Origin of the sequence: Dickeya zeae NCPPB 2538, assembly GCF_000406165.1 — a bacterium.
GTDB classification, from domain to species: domain Bacteria; phylum Pseudomonadota; class Gammaproteobacteria; order Enterobacterales; family Enterobacteriaceae; genus Dickeya; species Dickeya zeae.
In genome coordinates this window covers 1,482,778-1,502,141 of record NZ_CM001977.1, presented here as the reverse complement: position 1 = coordinate 1,502,141, position 19,364 = coordinate 1,482,778, and the positions used below count along the sequence as shown (strand labels likewise).

General features: G+C 56.8%; 4 protein-coding genes. All 4 read right to left on the bottom strand.

The window, feature by feature from the left end; translation table 11 throughout:
- Window positions 1-17: 17 nt before the first annotated feature.
- Genes DZE2538_RS06640 through DZE2538_RS06625 form a run of 4 tightly spaced genes read right to left on the bottom strand, consistent with a single transcriptional unit; the run spans window position 18 to window position 18,770 of the window.
- On the bottom strand, window positions 18-287 hold the full coding sequence (locus DZE2538_RS06640; RefSeq protein ID WP_038915909.1) for an acyl carrier protein: 270 nt from the start codon (window positions 285-287) through the stop codon (window positions 18-20).
- 25 nt (window positions 288-312) lie between these two features.
- Window positions 313-1,557, bottom strand: coding sequence for an aminotransferase class I/II-fold pyridoxal phosphate-dependent enzyme (locus tag DZE2538_RS06635; protein ID WP_012884076.1), 1,245 nt, complete (start codon window positions 1,555-1,557; stop codon window positions 313-315).
- A 51-nt stretch (window positions 1,558-1,608) separates the two neighbouring features.
- Window positions 1,609-2,598, bottom strand: a complete 990-nt coding sequence (locus tag DZE2538_RS06630) for an NAD-dependent epimerase/dehydratase family protein (protein ID WP_038915908.1) — start codon at window positions 2,596-2,598, stop codon at window positions 1,609-1,611.
- The gene (locus DZE2538_RS06625; protein WP_236617004.1) at window positions 2,595-18,770 is read right to left on the bottom strand and encodes an SDR family NAD(P)-dependent oxidoreductase; all 16,176 of its coding nucleotides are present in this window, start codon (window positions 18,768-18,770) and stop codon (window positions 2,595-2,597) included. Before DZE2538_RS06625 ends, DZE2538_RS06630 begins: the two co-directional genes overlap by 4 nt.
- Window positions 18,771-19,364 lie beyond the last annotated feature (594 nt).

Sequence of the window (19,364 nt, the reverse complement as noted above, 5' to 3'; positions counted from 1 at the left end):
ACCTGCCATCCGCGGGATCAAGACTTGAGCGCGTCTTCCGGTAGATGAGCTTCAATCGTGCTGACCAGGTCGCCGAGCGTGTAAATACCGCGCTTATCGCCGTCATTGACCTTGATGTTGAGCCGCTTTTCTATCTCGTACCACGACTCCAACATCTCAACCGAATCCACCCCGAGCTCACCGCCAATAAAGGCATCCAGCTCCACCACATCGGGTGTAAACCCGGTGTTTTTGATGCCATTAATGATGCCGAGCACCACCGCGAGAACGTCTTTCTGAGCGTCCATTTCTTCTCTCCTTACATCCAGTCCGTTAGAGCGCGTCAAACTCGCGCGCAACCTCAGTGATAATCTCAACGACCTGATCGATCTCTTCACGGGTGTGGGTCGACATGACCGAGATACGCAGACGTTCTTTATCGGGGGGAACCATGGGGTATTCCATGATGTTGGCAAACACGCCGCGCTCGAAAATGCGGCGATTGATGTTGCCCACCACAGAGAGCTTGCTAAAGAAAATGGGAATAATGCCCGACTCGCCGCGCAGGATGTTGAACCCCTTCGCTTCCAGTTGGTCTTGCATGTAACGCACATTGTCGTGCAGACGGGCGATACGCTCAGGCTCACGCTCCATCACATCCAGCGCTGCGGAAATCGCCGCAATCGTCGGCTGAGCTAACCCAGAGGTGAACAAGTAGGGGTAAGAGAAGTTGCGCAGCATAAAGATGTGCTCGCGGCTACCGGAAATAAACGCCCCTTGCGCGCCCAACGATTTGCTACAGGTGGACATACGCAAGTCAACCTGACCCAACAAATCCAGATGCTCAAGCGTGCCTTTACCGGTCGGCCCCATGGTGCCCAGGCCATGCGCGTCATCGAGAATGATGATGATGTCATGCTTGCGGCAGATATCGATGTAACGCTTCAGGTCGATGATCGAACCGTCGGTAGAACGCACACCTTCCACGGTGGAGAAAATCTGGGTATTCGGTTTGGAGCGTGCCCGAATTTTAGGCAGCATCGCTTCAAAGTCATCCAGACGTTCCGGGTCGAAGGTAAAGAACGGCACGTTAGTCATTTTGACCGCGTTGATAACGCTGGCGTGGCTGTTCTGGTCATAGATGATGATATCGTTACGGTTCATCAGCCCATTCACCCAGCACAGGTTCGCCATATAACCGCTTGGCAGCAGCACCGCATCTTCGTGGCCCGCTAACGCCGCCAGACGCAACTCCAGATCACGATGCTGCTTGGTGTAACCGGAAAACGCCGGTGATCCACCGGTGCCAATGCCGTATTTTTCTACGGCTTCCATCACCTTACTTTTGACGTAAGGGTGATTCGCCAGCCCCAGGTAGCTATTCGAGCCAAACACCAGAACGCTTCTGAAGTCATCGCTGTACAGATCTTTGTATTGCATCTGTGCATCGACAGGCCCCATCCCCTGGCGGCTGAACATAAACCCTTTTTCGAGTTCTTTTAAATAGGTGCCATAGCGTAATTTTACACGCTCTTTGAAGGGCTTACGTTCAAGTTCGATCAGATCATGAAAATCCATTATAAAAACCTCCTTGATGATTTATTCTCTTTCAGAGAATGACTCCGCCTGCTAAGACGCAATAAAGCCGTTGACCCGATACCAGGACACACACTCATCCACCATCTGGCTTAAGGGAGAGGGCCGATAGCCCAACTCACGCTCCGCTTTTGCACTGCTAAAGTAATAAACGCCACCGAAAACACGCAGGCGGTAGGCATCCACCACCGGTTCGCCGCGTACCAGCCAAGGCAGTTTTTCCTGAAGCCACGTTTTCAGATAGACAGATGAATAAGGGGTTTGAGGCCGGTCGGCTTTACAGGGCACGACCGCTTCAATCGTGTTAATCAGTTCGCTATAGCGCGTATTGGCCCCGGCAATCAGATAGCGCTCGCCAACCTTACCGTTGGTTAAGGCGCTGACGTGCGCCTCGCCAACATCGCCTGCGCCGCAAAAGCTGGCACCGCCGGGAGGCAGGAACGGTAACTGGTTATAGGCAACCGCCAGCACCATACGCCCCCACTGCATGGAATAGTCATACTCACCCAGCACCTCTGCCGGATTAAGGATGACGGCGGACAAGCCGCGATCGCAGGCGCGATACACCAGCTCTTCTGCCTGCAATTTGCTTTGGGCATAGGGGTTTTTGGCACGAAAACCCGACAGCGCAGTGTCTTCGGTGGCTTGTGCCGCAGGATCGTTATGCGCCCCTATCGTCGAGCTGGTACTGGTATAAACCAGACGAGGTATCGCGCAGGCCAGCGCCGCGTCAATCACGGCGCGCGTGCCTTCCACATTCACCGCCGCCAGCAGCGGCCAGTCGCGTGGATTACTGCTGGTATTGCCCGCCGTATGGATAACCCCATCATGCCCTTCCATCGCAGCGCGCAGGCGCTGACCGTCATGCAATTCGCCACGCACCAGGGTGACGCCGAAAGGCTCCAGAAAGCTCACATTGGAAGACGCGCGCACATACGCTGTGACCTGATGGTTGGCCGCCAGCAGCGCTTTTACCACGTTGAGCCCGACAAATCCGTTTGCTCCGGTGATCAGTATTTTCATGGTGTTTGATCTTGCTGGTTAAGTTTCTCAAGCGTTTTCAAAAAGGCCTTACGCCCTTCCCCTTTGCTGCGCATCGGCAATGCGGCCGGATTTTTATCTGGATGGAGGGCAGCGCCATCCAGCAGCAGCACGAACTGTTCAAGCAGGTGATTAAGCTGCGTCTCCTGGATATCCATACCCCGGCATACCAGACGCACATGCACACCGTTCCCCTCAAGGCGCACCAACAGCGCCAGACGCAGTGACGGGTGTGTCGCAAACAACGCAGAGACCGCCGGGTTCACCGCGACATCGTCCGTCAGCAACGCCACCGTACTGTCGAACAACGCCACATCACCGCCCCACTGAGTCAGTTGTTCTGACGTGGCACCGCCATGTTCAAGACATTGACCCAGTTGTTTTTCAACACCCTTGAGCCAGGCGGCGGTCTTATGACGTCCCACCACCTGAATGCGGGTAGGAATCAGGCGGGGTTCATCGCTCTCAAGGTGTCGAATCAGACCAAACTGCGCCTGTTTGACCCGCGCATGGCGATTGATGAGCAGTGCCCAACCGGCGGTTAATAACGTTTCCACCGCAATTTCCTGACGTTGCGTGCAGGTCTGCATCGCCACCACGGTGTCAGGATCGATGTGCAGCTCGGCTGACAGGAGTGGCTGCTCCGCGTCGTCATCCAGTACGGCGGCGTCACCGAGCAAGGCTGATGCTGTCAGCGAGCCTACGTCCTCGTCGGCCTGCAACAGCCCACGCCAGAACGCCTGCAATGACGCGTCATCCTGGGTTGAGGTGTTGTCCACTGGCACGGCATACGCAAACCATGCCTGCGGCACAACCGGCGAGACTGTCGCCTCAGCGTCCAGCGCGGCGGTCTCCTGCCGTGGTGTTTGTCGCACTGGGGCATCAAGGCGCAACGCGGCGTACAGGTCGCAAGGCTGGCTGGCAAACGGGTAGCCGGGGAACGGCACACGCTGACGAGGCTCGCCGTCGTGCAGCAGGCTCCAGTCGATATCGCAGCCGCGAATCCACAGCGTGGCAACGTTGGCAAACTGCCGGTTTTGCACCAGTTCGCGGACAAAGTGCTTACCGGCCTCGCCAGCGATGAGTTGTGACACTTCTTTGCTGTCGTGGACGTTGCCGCTGTAGGTCTCCCGGCGGCTATGGTCGGCACCCGGTTCGGCAATAAAGCCCTCCAGTTTCGCCAGCAAGTCCTCCTGACTGGTTGCGACGATAGCCAAACGGTGATCCAGCATGACGCGCCCCGTCTGGCTGGTGTAGGCCAGGTCCGCGAGCGAAAGCACACGCCCTTGTTGCTGTTGCTGCTGGATAAAGTCACGCAGTTCACTGGCATAGGCGACGACACGCTCCGCCTGCTGAGCCGACAGCACCACTATTTGTGTGTGGGCAGGCGCGTTTTCTTCTCTGCTCGCCCGTTGGTGTGCGTGCGGTCTGACCAGCGCATCGGCCGACTCCACCACGACAAAGGCGGTCGAACCGCCCATGCCATAGGCGTTAATCCCGGCCAGACGAGAACCTCTGGCGTTGGTCTGCCATTCCTGCGCCTCACGCGGGAACACAAAAGCGGATGTTTCATGCTCAAACGAGGTGTTGATGCGCTGCAGGTTGACGCACGGTGACACACGCCCGTGTTGCATGCTCAGCAGCACCTTAATCAACGAGCAGATGCCCGATGCCGCTTCCATATGCCCCAGGTTGGCTTTGGTACCCAGCGCACAGAAATGTTGCGCCTGAGTCTGGCGACGTAACGCGTTAGACAGCGCCTTCAGCTCAATCGGGTCGCCCAGTTCCGTCGCCGCACCGTGGCTTTCGATGTAAGTCAGTTCGTTAACATCGATACGTGCTTCGTTGATAGCCCGCACGGCGGTTTCTTCCATTACCGTCAGGTTCGGCAGGTATTGCCCTGCACCGGTACCGGCATGCCCAATGCTGGAGCCACGCAACACACCGTAGATGTGATCGCCATCGGCCAGCGCACGGCTCAGACGTTTAAGCACCACGATGCCGCTGCCTTCGCTCGGAATCAGGCCGTTGGCCCGTTCATCGAAGGTGTGCTCCTTGCCGTCGGCAGACAACACCTTCATCTCCTGCAACAGCATGTATTTGCTGGGGTGTAGACTCAGGTTGACGCCGCCTGCCAGCGCCATATCGCACTCCCCACCGAGGATGGCTTTACGGGCGATATGTACGCTTGTCAGCGATGACGCACAGGTGGTGGCGATGCTGAAACTCGGGCCACGCAGGTTCATCAAAAACGAGATGCGATTCGCCAGCTCACTGACGACCGAACCGGCACCGGGGTAACGGCCTGTGCGGGCATAAATCTCTGCCATCACCCAGGTGAAGTCTTCGTTCATTGCCCCGACATAGACGCCCACCTGCTGATCGCTGAGCGCCGCCGGGGTATAACCGGCATTCTCCAGCGCGTGCCAGGCACTACGCAGTAACACACGCACTTGTGGATCGAGGCGACTGGCTTCTTCACCGCTCATACGGAACATCTCTGGATCAAAGACGTTCACGTTGCTGAGGAAGCCGCCGCGATTCACATAACGCGGGTTGCCGTTATCTTCCGCAGGGAGCGTCCAGCGCGCATCCGGAATGGCACTCAGGCTCTCTTTGCCCGCCTGAATGTCGGCCCAGAAATCAGCCAGACTCGCCGCACCAGGGAACTCACCCGCCATACCAATAATCGCTACCGCGTCACTATCGGCCTGCATGCTGGCCGTTGACGACAGCGATGAACGCATCGGTGCCCGCATCGCTCGTGAGCGCAACGCATCCGTAGCCGCAGCAGGTACCGTCCGTTTGACAGGCGGTGCAACAGGTGCACTGGCGTGATGGTGGCTGATTGTCTCTGTACGCTGCGGTGCGGCCTCTGGGGTGTGAACCACCGGTGTCGCGCCATAACGCTCGCACAGGTATCCCGCCAGCTTCGCGGTGGTGTTGTACTCAAACGGCGCGGTTTTTGGCAGCCCGTCGTACTCTTTTTCCAGCACTGCACGCAGTTCCATCAGCATGACGGAATCCATCCCGAGCTGTTCAAAGGTGGCATCCACCGCGATATCGCTGGCAGGCAGCTTGGTGATGGCTGAAATCCTCTCTTTGAGCGCGCTCTCGCTACGTGCATACGCACTGTCGCCAGCCGGTGTTGCTATCTCCGGTATTGCTATCGCCGCTGTCGGTTGCGGACGCGGTGCCTGTGTCAGCGTCGGCACAGCGATTGACGGTGCGGGCTGCACGGTTTCCTCAACCTGAATGCGCAATGAACGGGCAACCTTGTTGCGATCGCCAACCGCGACCAGCAGTTCCGGGCGTTGTTCAAGCAGTGCGCGTTCGAGCGCGATAATACCGGCCTCCTGGCCTAACGCCGCCATCCCTGAAAACTCGAACAGACTGGCATCATCTTGTTCTATGTTCATCTGCCCGCTGGCCCACAATGGCCAGTTGACAGAGAGCGTCTGACCGCTGCGTTGTCCCTTTTTCACCTGCTGGGTACGCCATAGCGCATGGCTATCCATAAAGCGGTTACCGGCGGCATACGCGCCAGACCCCAGATCACCCAGCACCGCAGAAACGGAGGAGAAGTTGATAAAGACAGCGAGTGGTTCTTGTGCGGTAGCACGGTCAAGGGCCACCAGACCGTCAACTTTCGGTCCGATCAGCGCATCAAACTCGTCATCCGACAGCTCAGTCATCGGTGTGGCACTGGCAACACCGGCGCAGTGCAGCACACCATCGAGTGCACCGAACGCCGCTTTAGCCTGCGCAATCAAGGCGTCGGCCTGCCCGTCCTGCGCCACATCGGCTGCGACGTAACAGACTTCAGCCCCCAGCTCACGCATCGCGGCCAGTTGCTGCATGACCGCCTCACTGGGCCTGGCCGAACGGCCGCTCAGCACGAGACGAGCCTGATAGCGGGATGCCAGATACTGCGCCATCAACAATCCCAGCTTGCCCGCGCCACCGGTTATCACATAGTGACCATGCTGGACGAAGCGCAATTGCGGCTGGCTGCCCTGACCATCGGCTGGCGGCGGCGTGATTGCGCCAGCCTGACGCTGATAGCGAACACCCTGCCGATAGGCCACTTCAAGCCCGGCAAGCGCCTGCGGACGTTGCACGAATTCCTGATACACCGCATCGGCCAGCGACGCGGCGTCATTCGCATCGCTACGCAGCGTGAACAGCTCGAAACGATGGTTGATGGTCAGCAATGAACGGGCGTACCCGCTGACCGCCTCCTGGTGCGGTTCCACCTGGTCATCAGACGCGGTATAGACGTTGACGCAGCGCAGCGCTTGCCCCGGATTGACCGTTTCCAGCGCCACAAACAGGTGCCGTAACGACTGTAATGGCGCATGCAATGGCGATGCGTTGCCAATGGCGGTGACATCATCAAAATGGTTATCGGTGCCAATCGCCTGCACGATGTGGGTCGGCCACAGCTGCTGTTCGGCCAACTGCTCACACAACGCCCGCATGCTGGAGGCCGATTGGGTATCAACGCTAAAGCGGTGGCTATCATGCTGGGCGAACGCGCTGGCCGCTGTCGCGGTGATGAGGCTGGCGTCATCGCCATAGCGTGCACGCAGCGCTTCAGCCAGGCTCTCGTTATCGCTGAGCACCAACACCCGCGTCGTCGCGGTACGCGTTGACGCATCAGAAACGACCGCCGGTAACGGTGATGCCTGCCATTCGTAGGCATAGTACTGTACGTCTTGCGATGCCGAAGGCTGTGCCGAACGGGCATCCTGCTCCAGTCTGCGGGCGGCGAAATCACGCAGCCGCGCCAGCACCCGACCGGTGGCATCCAGCAACGTAATATCGTGTTTCTGAATGGTGCTGCCCACCTGCTGACCCCCGGCTTGCGACTGGGCTGGTGTCACATAGGCATAGCACTCCGTACCGAGCGGATGGCGGAACTCCAGTTCCCCCAGCGAGAACGGCACGATAGGCGTGGCGTATTCCACCTGCTCCAGCCCGACCGCCAGACAGGTACGCAGTGCCCCATCCAACAGTGACGGGTGCAGATAAAACGCATCGGCATGCACGCCCTCCGGCAGGCACAGGTGGCTCAGCGCGGCGTCCGCGAAGCGATAGCGCTCACGGGTCACCTGATAGCTCGGGCCATACGCGAAGCCCATGCGAGCAAAATCGGCATAGATAGCAGCCTGATCGCTTTCGTGTTTACCGCTGTTACGCAAGGCTTCAAGATCGATCCACTCCTCTTCCGGCTGTTCCGCTTGCGGGCGGTAGACCAGTTCGGCCTCCAGCGAGAGCACATCGGTATGGCGGTTACGCACAGCGACCTGTACGTTGTCGTCGCCGGTATGCGCCAGTGCGATCTCCACCTCCACCGGCTCGCTGTCCACCTCAAGCGCGTTCATCCACATCAGGTTGCGGATTGCCGCTACCGTCCAGTCGCTTTCCATCGCCAGTTGACCGGCCGCATGGAGCATTTCGATGTAGGCCGAGCCGGGTAAAATCATCCGCGCGTCACGGCTACCGACCACATGGTCACGCAGGTAACGCTCTTGCCCGGTCAGTTGCTTGGTAAATTTCTGCTGCGCCAGCGTTGAAATATTCTGATCGATCAACGGATGCAGCGATGTCGCACGGTGTGAAGCGTCCTGAGTCGACGGCAGCGCCAGCCAGTGGCTACGCAGCATCAGCGGTAGCGGCGGGAACGACACCCGACGCACCGATCCTGCCGTTGTGCTGGTGGTGCTTCCGCTGGTGGTCATTCCCTTGGTAGTAAAAAGTGACGGTGCAAACTGCTGCCAGTTCACATCCAGCATCGTGGTCCACAACCGCCCTAAACGCAGCAGTTGGCGTTCCTGCACCAGACTAGTGATCAGCTCATCAAGCTGTTTGCCTTCAAGAATGGTATCCAGACGCTCGCCACCGCCCGCAAGATGTCCGCGGAACAGTTGCTTCGCCGCGCCGTCGCGCTGGTACTGCTCAAGCTGGTTCAGCAGGTCGTCCAGACTGCTCGCCACCACGGCCAGACGTTCCGTCATGGCATCGCGACCGACCAGTGAAGAGAAGGCCAGCGAGTCAAAATCCGGCGCGGTGTGTGGTTCACGTACCGCCTGGCGCAGGAAGTGCACCATCCGCTCGACATACAGCGCTAAACGCGCGTCGCTATCTGCCGAGAGCACAAACAGCCGTGGTTCACCCGGTTGCAGGTAGGCCGAAGCCCGCGTCGGTGCTTCTTCTATCAACACGTGGGCGTTGGAGCCACCTGCCCCGAAGGCGCTCAGGCCAGCACGGCGCGGGTGATCACTTGCGGCATCCCACGGTTCGAGCGACTGCACCACGCGAAATGGCGACGCGGCAAAGTTAATTTTTTCATTCAGCGTGTATGAATGCAGCGACGGTACTATCTGACGGTGACGCAGCTGCAGCAGGATTTTGGTCAACCCGGCGATACCGGCGGCAGACTCCAGATGCCCGATATTGCTTTTCACCGAACCGATGCGGCACTGCCCCGGCAACAGCGCAGGCGTGATGCCTTGCTGTGCGTGGTGTTGATCACGGTAATGTTGAGCACTGATGCGTGAAAAGGCTTTGGTCAGGCCGGAAATTTCAATCGGGTCACCCAGCATGGTGCCGGTGCCGTGCGCCTCAATGTAATCGACGCTGGCAGGATCCCAGCCTGCACGCGACAGCGCAGTACTGATAACGTTGCTCTGCGCCGCCTGATTCGGCACGGTAAAGCCGCTGGTCTTGCCGCCGTGATTCAGCGCCGTTGCCTTGATAACACCATAAATCTGGTCGCCATCGGCAATTGCCTGCTGCAACGGTTTGAGCAACACCGCCCCCATCCCTTCACCGGGAACATAGCCATCACCGCCTTCGCCGAAGGCACGGCAACGCCCATCGCTGGACAGGAATTGGTTCTGCCCCAGTTGGTAGTACTTCATCGGGTGCACAATCAGATTGATGCCACCGGCTATCGCCATGTTGCAATCGCCGTTTTGGATCGCCTGACAGGCCATATGCAGCGCCGTGAGCGAGGACGAGCACATGGTATCCAGCGCCACGCTCGGGCCATTCAGATTGAAATAGAATGACACGCGGTTAGCGACCGAGGAATGCAGCGACATCGCCCAGCCCGATTCATGCTGTTTTTCCGTCGTTTCAATGCATTGATAATGCGACCACATCACCCCGACATAGACGCCGACCTGAGCCTTACTCAGCGCCTGGCGAGAGTAGCTGGCGTCTGAGATACATTCCCAGGCGGTTTGCAGGAACAGTCGCTCTTGTGGGTCCAGCAGTTCGGCTTCGCGCGGCGAAATATTGAAATACTGGCTGTCGAACTTATCCACATCATCGATAAATCCGCCCCATTTGCTGTACACCTTGTTCTTCGGCCCCCGCTCTGGCGAGAAGTGCGGGTGATAATCCCAACGCGACAGCGGAATTTCGCTAACGCTATCAACACCGCTGGTCAAATTGGCCCAGAACTCATCGACATTGCGAGCGCCCGGATAACGTCCACTGAGCCCGATCACGGCAATATCGCTGCTCGCACCGGCTTCACCCGAGGTATGGCGTTTCAGCGCATCGATACGCGAATGGTTTAACAAACTGGCCAACGTCGGGCGTGCCGGTGTGGCCGATACCCCGTTGGTGTGTGCGGGTGCCGATGCTGGCTGCGGTGCAACCTGCAGCGTGTCAGCCCATTCCGCCAGCGTCTGATAACGGTAGACGGCGCTGGCATGCACACCGGTAAAGCGTGCGTCCAGTTCATGCTGCAGACGAATCAGGTTGACGGTATCGAGCGGCCATTGCCACAGCGGCGTCTGTACCGACAGGTTGGCCGCCGTCGTGCCGATCGCCGCCGTCAGACTGTCGAACAGTCCACGGCTGGCCGTATCATCGTTCCCCTCGGCATCGCCTGTCGCAGCAGACACCCGGCTTTCTTCTGGCAGCGTTAATGCCACCGGTGCCGGTGCAACCGCTGTCGTTGGCTGCAATGCGGCAACCTGTTCCGGGTAGCTTTCACACAGGAAATCAGCCAGCGAGTCGATGTCCGGGTATTCATAAAACAGGGTTTGTGACACCTCACCAAAGGTGGCCGCCAGCTTACCGTTCAGCGCCAGAATCATCATCGAATCCAGGCCGTAATCCGACAGTTGCGTGGCCGGTCTCACTTCGCTGGCATCCAGCTTCGTGACCTCCACGATATTAGCCATCAGATAATCCAGCACGCTGTCACGCACCGAAAGGGTGGGTGCTGTTGCGGATGCGATGGCTGGTGCAGTGGCTTCTGTTGATGCTATCTGTGGTGCCACCGCTTGTGGTGCGGCCGCGACGACGCCCGTGAACGCCGTTACCTGCCCAGGGTAATTCTCCAGCAGATAGTCTGCCAGCGAGGCGAGGTCTTCATATTCATAGAACAGCGTTTGTGGCAGCCCCTCAAACGCGGCGGCAAGTTTCTCGTTCAACGCCAGGATCATCATCGAATCCAGACCATAATTCGATAACGGCCCGCTGGCGGTAACTTCACCGATGTCCAGTTTGGTCACATCGACAACCTGAGCAATCAGCGTACTGACCAGAGCGTCACGGGCAGACACTGCCCCCGAGGATTGCTGCGATGCAACCGGTACTGTCGATGCAACCGCAACCGGCTGAGGCGCACGGGTGACGTCGGCACGCATCGGCGCACTGGATGTCGCTTTCACCGCCCGTGAAGATTTCATTCCCAGATGCGGCACCGCCTGCGTCTGCAATTGGGTGAGCCGGACCACTACATTACCGATGCTATCGAGCAAATCGATGTGGTAGCTCGCCGTCGCCCCACCGACGGCGTTATCACGACGCGCATAGGCATAGCAAATCCCGTCAATCGGCTTGAATATCTGCAGTTTTGCCAGCGCGACCGGGACTTCCAGCGTATTCGCCGTGGTGCTAAAGCCACCAATACCCAGCGCGGTGCGCAGTGCGCCGTCCAGCAGTGACGGTGGCAGGATAAACGGCTGCACAACCGACTCGGCTGACAAGCCATCAGGAAATTTCAGTTCTGCCAGCGCTTCTTCGGCATTGGCATACAGACATTCAATCACCTGAAAGGTCGGACCCAGCGTAAAACCACGTTGCCGGAACGCCGCGTCAATATCGTTACGCTGGTAAACCTGACCATTCGCCTGCAAGCGTTGCAGGTTAGTCGGTTCCGGCTGGGGAGACGCGTCTTCGCACAAGCGGCCGCTACCGTAGACATGACGTTGCTCGCCATCCGCACGGTAGATGTCAAAATCCAGCCCCCCTTGCGACGGAGTCAGCGCGATCTCCACCTCCATATCATCACTGTCGACCAGAACAGGCTGACGCCATTGAATATTCTGTACCTGCGACAACAGCGGCCGTTCGCCAGAGGCAGGCAACGCCCGGCCCTGCAACGCCAGCTCGCTGGCGCTCAGCGCCATCTCGATATACGCGGCACCCGGCAAAATACGGTTATCGCCAAGACGGTGATCGCTCAGGAAAAACTCCTCTGCCCGCAGCCGTTTGCGAAATGCCTGCACGGCCAGCGTGGAGATATTGGCGTCAATCAGCGGGTGCAGCACGCCAACCCCTGACGCAGCGTTAGTCAGCGATGCCGTGGCAGGCAATGCCGGTGCCCAGCAGTCCTGACGCTGGAAGGCATAACCGGGCAGAGACAGACGCTGGCGGCGTGTTGTCGCATGCAACTGGCTCCAGTCCACCTCATGTCCGTTCGCCCAGGCTTCACCCAGCGCGCCAAGACGCCCTTGTTTTAACCACTCAGCCAACGGCGGCGTTGACGTTGCCTGACGTGCATTCGTTTGACGTAGATTGTCCCGATGTCCGGTGCTCAGGCCCGATAATTGCTGTTGGGTATAGGCGCGCAACAGGTTGACCGCCTCGGTTGCCGTTTCAGCGACAAACGCCAGACGATACTCATGCGCCACACGCCCAACTTGCAGCGTATAGGCCATATCCTGTAACGACAGTGCCGGATGTTGTGCGATGAAATCGGCCAGTTGCCCAGCCATCGCCTGCAACGCTGGTTCACGACGTGCAGACAACACGATTAACGCCGGTTTACCTTTATCGGTATCAACGCTGGCTGATGGCGGTGCAATGTATTCCTCGACGATCAGATGGGCGTTGCTGCCACCTGCGCCAAACGAACTGATACCAGCGATACGCGGGATTTCCCGAGTCACGGACTGACCGTCCTGCTGTGTGACTTCCAGCACCGGGCGCTGCCAGTGTTCCAGCGATTGCTGAACCCGGAACGGCCCACTCTGAAAATCGATAAACGGGTTAATCACATCGGATTGGATGGACGGCACCAGTGTCTGGTGCTTCATTTGCAGCAACACCTTGGTCAGCGCCGACATGCCCGCCGCCGCCTCCAGATGCCCAATATTGGCTTTCACCGAACCGATCGCGCAGTATTTACTGCTGTCCCCGGCAATCGAAAAGGCTTTATTCAGGCCGCTGATTTCAATCGGATCGCCCAATTTGGTGCCGGTGCCGTGCGCCTCGACGTAGCTGATATGGCGTGGGTTCACCTTGGCGGTTTCCAGCGCCTCGGCAATCAAATCTGCCTGGCGCTTCGAGTTAGGCACCGTGAAGCCAGAGGTTTTACCGCCGTGATTAACCGCCGTACCGCGGATAATGCCGTAGATGTGATCACCGTCTGCCTGTGCACGCGACAGCGGTTTTAATACCACGGCACCAACCCCTTCACCCGGCACATACCCGGTGCCGCCTTCGCCAAAACTGCGGCAGCGACCGTCCGAGGAGAGGAAATGCATATTGGATAGCAGGTGATATTTATAAGGATGTAGCGACAGGTTGACGCCACCGGCAATCGCCACCGGGATATCGCCGCTGCGAAGCGCCTGACACGCGATATGGATAGCGGTCAGCGACGAGGAACACGCCGTGTCCAGCGCCATGCTCGGGCCTGAGAAATTAAAGAAATGCGATACCCGGTTCGCGACCGACCAGTAAGACGAATGCGAGGTGGTCCATTCCTGTTCAGGGCTGGTGACCGCATGAAGCTGGTAATCCCCCCACATCATGCCGACATACACACCGACGCGATTTTCCCGTCCGGCGTGCGCGGGCGCGAGCTTATCTGCCGTGTATCCGGCATCTTCAATGGCGTGAGTGACGCTCTCAAGGAACAGCCACTCGTTCGGATCCATGATTTCCGTTTCTTTCGGCGAAATATTGAAATAGCGCAAATCAAAGCGTTCCACATCACTCAGGAATCCGCCCCAACGGCTATAGCTTTTCCCCGGTGTGGCCGCCCCTTGCTGGAACCAGCGATCATCCCAGCGATCGGCGGGGATCTCGATAACGCAGTCACGCCCCTGACTCAGGTTGGCCCAAAACTGTTCAAGGTTCTGAGCTTCCGGGTAACGCCCGGCGATACCGATGATGGCAATGTCATCCTCGTTTAGCGTCGGTTGCGCCGCACGGGGGGCCGGTGCCACGGCACGCACGCTATTCGATGCGGATGCGGCGGCATGAAGCGCAGGCGGTACCACCGCCACCGCCGCTGACGTGGCATTCCCTTGCAAACCACGGCAGGCATCCTGACAGTTTTCCAGCAGGAAGCGACTCAATTCATCCATGGTTTGGTATTCAAAAAACAGCGTCATCGGCAACGCGCTGCCAAATGTCTTTTTCAGCTCATTGACCAAATCAATGACCACTACCGAATCAAAACCATAATCACGGAAGAAGCCATGACGTTCGAAATGCGGCGGGATCTGGAGTTTTCTGGCAAACAGCTCGGACAAATAACGGATCACCCCATCCTGCAAGGCGTGCGGGTCGGCCGCCTCCGTCGTGGTTACTGCTGCTGCATCAGGCTGTTGCGGCAATGATTGAGGCGACACGGTGGGTTCAACAACGCCCAACACCTCGTCTATCCGTGCACGTTCGCCCGGCACACCTGGCATAACTACCAGCTGCGAGGCCTGACTTTGCAGGGCATAGTCGAAAATCGCGATGCCGTCTTCGGTCAGCAACGGCACAATCCCGAACTGGCTTTTCAGGAAGCCTGCTTCTTTCTCGGTCAGGCGCATGCCACCATCCTGCCAATACGGCCAGTTCAGCGAGAGGGTTTTGCCGCTGCGCTCACCTTGCTGTTGCCGAACATTACGCTGGAAGGCGAAATAATCTTCGAAGGCATTACCAAAGGCGTAATCACACTGCCCCATGTTGCCCAGAACACCGGTGACGGACGAGAACAACACGAAAAAGTCGAGCGGCAGTTCGCGGGTCGCCTCATCCAGCAACCAGGTGCCAATCGCTTTCGGGGTGATGACCCGCCCAAAGGCTTCCGGGCTTTTACGCAGAATAAAGTTATCTTCGATAACACCGGCTGAGTGGATGACACCGTTGAGCTCATGCCCGGCCGTGCGAATAGCGCCAATCAGACCTTGCACGCTAGCGGGGTCGTTCATGTCACAGGCTTGATAAATGGCGTTGCCACCCAGCGTATTCAGGTCATCAAGCTGCTGCTGGCGTTGTTCATTCAGCGCCGAACGGCCGCTCAAATAGACGGTGGCACCGTAACGTGAGCACAGGAAACGGGCAAAAATCAGCCCCAGCGCACCCAGTCCACCGGTGATCAGATACGTTCCCTGCTGACGCAAAGCCGTCGGCGCGGACACTGGCCGGTTTAGCGCATCGGCCACATTTGCCGTATCCGTTGCCGCGATAGTGCGTGATGACGAGTGAGCTGAGGCGGATGACGGTGCATCGACGACAAAACGGCGCACCAGCCGCACACCCTGGCGATAACGCACATCCGCATCTTTAGATACATCACTGAATTCGGTTTTAATCAACGCCGCGATAGCGGTGGACGCATCCAGTTCGCCATTCGCTACCGCCTCGTACTGCACCACCCGACCGATGTACGCGGGTTTTTCAACACGCAACGTCCGGTAAAAACCGCTGATGGCAGCGACATCCGGCAGGTTCTCGTCGGCAAGATGGAAGTGAACAAAGCGGGCCTTCTTCACTTTACGCATCATTGCCTTCGTCAGCGCAAAAAGGCTATGTGGGCCCTGATTCAGACGAGTAGCAAAATCAACGTTAGCCTGTGGTGCACTGGCCCACAGCACCCGTTCAAAGGTAGCCCCCTGCGCTAACAGGGCATCGACCGCGGCGATAAAGTCATCATGATGACCGGGGCGAACCCAGGCACTTGCGGCTTCACGGTTCACGTCCAGCTCTGAGGCCAGCAGAACTCGCTGCATCTGCGGCGGGTTTTCTGACTGCGCCAGCAGGTTTGCCAGCCAGTCGACATCCTGCTCTTCGCCCACCAGCACCAGTTGCGTCATCGGCTCATCCGCCGCCGACACCGGTTTTTCAATCCAGTACGGCTGATACAGATTGATGCCATCAGATAACGCCGGTAACCGATGTTCCGGTTTCGACCGGTCAGCGGCCGTGAGGGTGTCATCCAGCACACGCAGGCTTAAACCACGGAATACCAGCGCCACGCGTTCAGGGTGGTTTGCCTCGCAAACATGGATATCGACCTTGAAAACACCATCATGAAGCAGATGCTCGTCAGACACGGTGATGGTCGCGGTCATAGCCGAATGGCAAGGGCGTAACAACACCAGCCCTTCCAGTGCGAAGGGGATGACCAGCGCCCCCTGCTGATTATCCTGACGCGAAGCGCGCAGTTTTTCCGTTGCCCAGACCACTGCGGACTGCAATGCACCGTCCGCTAACGACGGGTGGATAACAAAGTCGGTGCTATGAGCATCGGGTAATGCCAGTTGGGCAATACAAGCATGCTCATTGAATTGGATTTGTTGAATGGCGCGCAGCTCGGTGCCATAACACATCTGCAGACTATCAAGCAGTTGATAACTGGCTGTCGTATCACGCACCGCTGCGTCGTCTGTCAACGACACCGCAGGTAACGCCGGATGTTCTGCGTCGGAAAAACCGACCATCCCCTGACAGTAAAGAGCCTGGTCGTTATCGATGACCTGGAACAGCCACTGTTTACCCGGTTGATGCGGATCAAGCTGAATAAACAGATCGGTTGCGGCATCATGAAACTCAAGCGGTTTTAACCAGGCCACCTGAGAGAAACTGAGGGCGTCAGCCTCGTTTAGCGCGATAGCATCGGTAAACGCGGCGCGAACCAGTTCGAGATAAACTACACCCGGCAGTATGGTCTGGCCGCCAATCTGATGACCGGCAATAAAAAACTCATCGCCCTGCAACCGGGCCTGATAGCGAGAGCTGCCAACATTGACGACACGGTGACGCGCACCACGTAACGCTGAGGCAGCGGCGTCGGCACGATAGCTGTCACTCAGCCAAAATGCCGTATGAATAAACGGGTAACCGGGTAATGCTATGTGTGGTGGATTCGCGCCGTCAAATAACCGGGACCACTCCAGTTGCGCACCTCGCACATAACAAGCGCCCAATTGCTGCAACAGCGGCGTCGCGGCAGTCGAATCCGCTTCGCGCAACGCATCAAACAGAGATTCCCCCTCGATGCGGGCATTTTCCAGTGCCTGTGCGTCATCTACCACATGCTCTTGCAACGACACCGGGCCTTGCTCCACTGCCTGCGTCAGCGCCTGAATAATAGCCTGACGGTCACTGCCTACACAGCTATAGCGATAAGCGAGGTGATCACGGCGCAGCAGCAATGTTGCACTTACCGCGCTTAACGACGCGTCAGCATGCTCACGCAACCAGTCGATCAAATCTTTCTGACGCTGCAACAACGCGGCCGGGCTTTTCGCAGACAGTGCAATTAAATAAGGTGTATCCGCCGCTGGTGGGTTTTCCTGATGCACGGCGTTGACCGGCTCAGGCGCCTCTTCCAGTACGATGTGAGCATTGGTCCCGCCAAAGCCAAACGAGCTCACCCCCGCACGGCGAGGCGTGTTTTCTGTCAGTCGCGGCCACTCACGGGCCTTATCGACGAAGAAAAAGGGCGTTGAGGAGGTGTCAATTTTGGGGTTAAGCGCCTGGAAATGGCGCAATGGCGGTAACGTGCGGTGTTTAAACGCCAGTAGTACTTTGATGATACCGGCCACACCGGCCGCGGCTTCAAGGTGACCGATGTTGCTCTTCACCGATGTCACACCGCAATAAGCCTCATTTAACGTCGCCCCTTGTTGCTGGGCGAGCGTACTGAAAGCATGGGTAAGCCCGGAAAATTCAATCGGGTCACCTTTGGGTGTTCCGGTACCATGCGCTTCCACCAGACCAATCGAATCAACCGGTACGCCCGCGTTCGTGTGTGCGGCAATAATGACATCGGCCTGGGCTTCTGCGCTGGGATAGGTCAGCGTGTAAGTGGTACCGCAATGGTTAACCGCGCTGCCTTTAATCACGCCGTGGATGACATCACCGTCAGCCAGTGCTTTATCCAGCGGCTTTAATAACAGCACACCCGCGCCTTCGCCACGGACATACCCATCGGCCCGGCTGTCAAAAGAGTGACAGGCCCCGGTAGGCGACATCATTCCCATTTTTGCAAAAGACTGATGCCGGGTAGAAGTTAAAATAAGGTTAACACCACCGCTGATTGCAATATCACAATCACCACTGGCAATGGCCTGAATAGCATTATGAATGGCATTTAATGAGCCCGAACAGGCCGTATCAATGGCGACACTCGGACCGCGAAAACCAAAGAAGTGTGAAATACGGTTGGCAATAATCGATGTGGCGGTACCCGTGGAATGATGCGCTTCTATCGGCGCGTGGGTATTTTCCTGTAATTCTTTATAATCGTTATTGAAAACACCGAGAATAACGCCGACTTTATGCCCACGTAAGGTTGAGGGCGCAATACCCGCATCTTCCAGGCAAGACCAGGTCAGTTCCAGCATGATCCGTTGTTGGGGATCCATCGTTTCGGCGACTTTTGGGATGACGCCAAAGAATTGGTTATCAAAACCCTCAACATTATTAACAAACGCGGCCCATCGTTTTTCACTGGCATCAGGCCAATGTAACGATCTGCGGTTATCAGGCTGTGTATCGCGGTTAACATCAGCAATTTCAGAAACCGAATTGCGCTGATGGATTATATTTTCCCAGAAATCGCTGTAGTTATTGGCATCAGGAAAACGACAAGAGATCCCTATAATTGCAATATCCATACCCATCACCCATATCCATGTGATTATGTTTATTCTTTCCCGCAAAACAGATGCGAGTTAGCCGATCAAATAGCCCTTTTGACCGCGGTTTTAATCGTAGAACAATGAATTTGATATTCCATTACCATTAAACGGAGGATTCTGATGGATATTGCATTAAAAACAGTCACACATCTAATACTATCAAAAAATTTTTTTGTCAGGATGTTACTCACCCCCCTACCAACACGACAAAAAACAAATCATAAATAACATAACATGTTGTTTTATAATGATAAGTTAATGTAACAAAAATACATAACTCCAGATATAAACAGAATGAAATAGATGAAAAAATAAATCACCAAAATAAAGCATTATATTGAAAACGTTGTGTTAAATATCTTAACAAGATGGAAAATAATTTCAAACGAAATGAATACCATTCAAATCATGTCATCAATTCAATGCAATAAAAGTGCAATAAAATGCAATGAAACTGGGAATGCAATAATTGCTTTAAATGAAAATGGTTATCAAGCTAATATATTAACCACACTCATTCTATAGATGGGCAATAAAATATAATTTCATTTATCCAGAGAACATCGGATA

Coding starts and splice junctions, on each gene's coding strand:
- DZE2538_RS06640 (WP_038915909.1), bottom strand. CDS start 287: ATGGACGCTCAGAAAGACGTTCTCGCGGTGGTGCTCGGCATCATTAAT.
- DZE2538_RS06635 (WP_012884076.1), bottom strand. CDS start 1,557: ATGGATTTTCATGATCTGATCGAACTTGAACGTAAGCCCTTCAAAGAG.
- DZE2538_RS06630 (WP_038915908.1), bottom strand. CDS start 2,598: ATGAAAATACTGATCACCGGAGCAAACGGATTTGTCGGGCTCAACGTG.
- DZE2538_RS06625 (WP_236617004.1), bottom strand. CDS start 18,770: ATGGATATTGCAATTATAGGGATCTCTTGTCGTTTTCCTGATGCCAAT.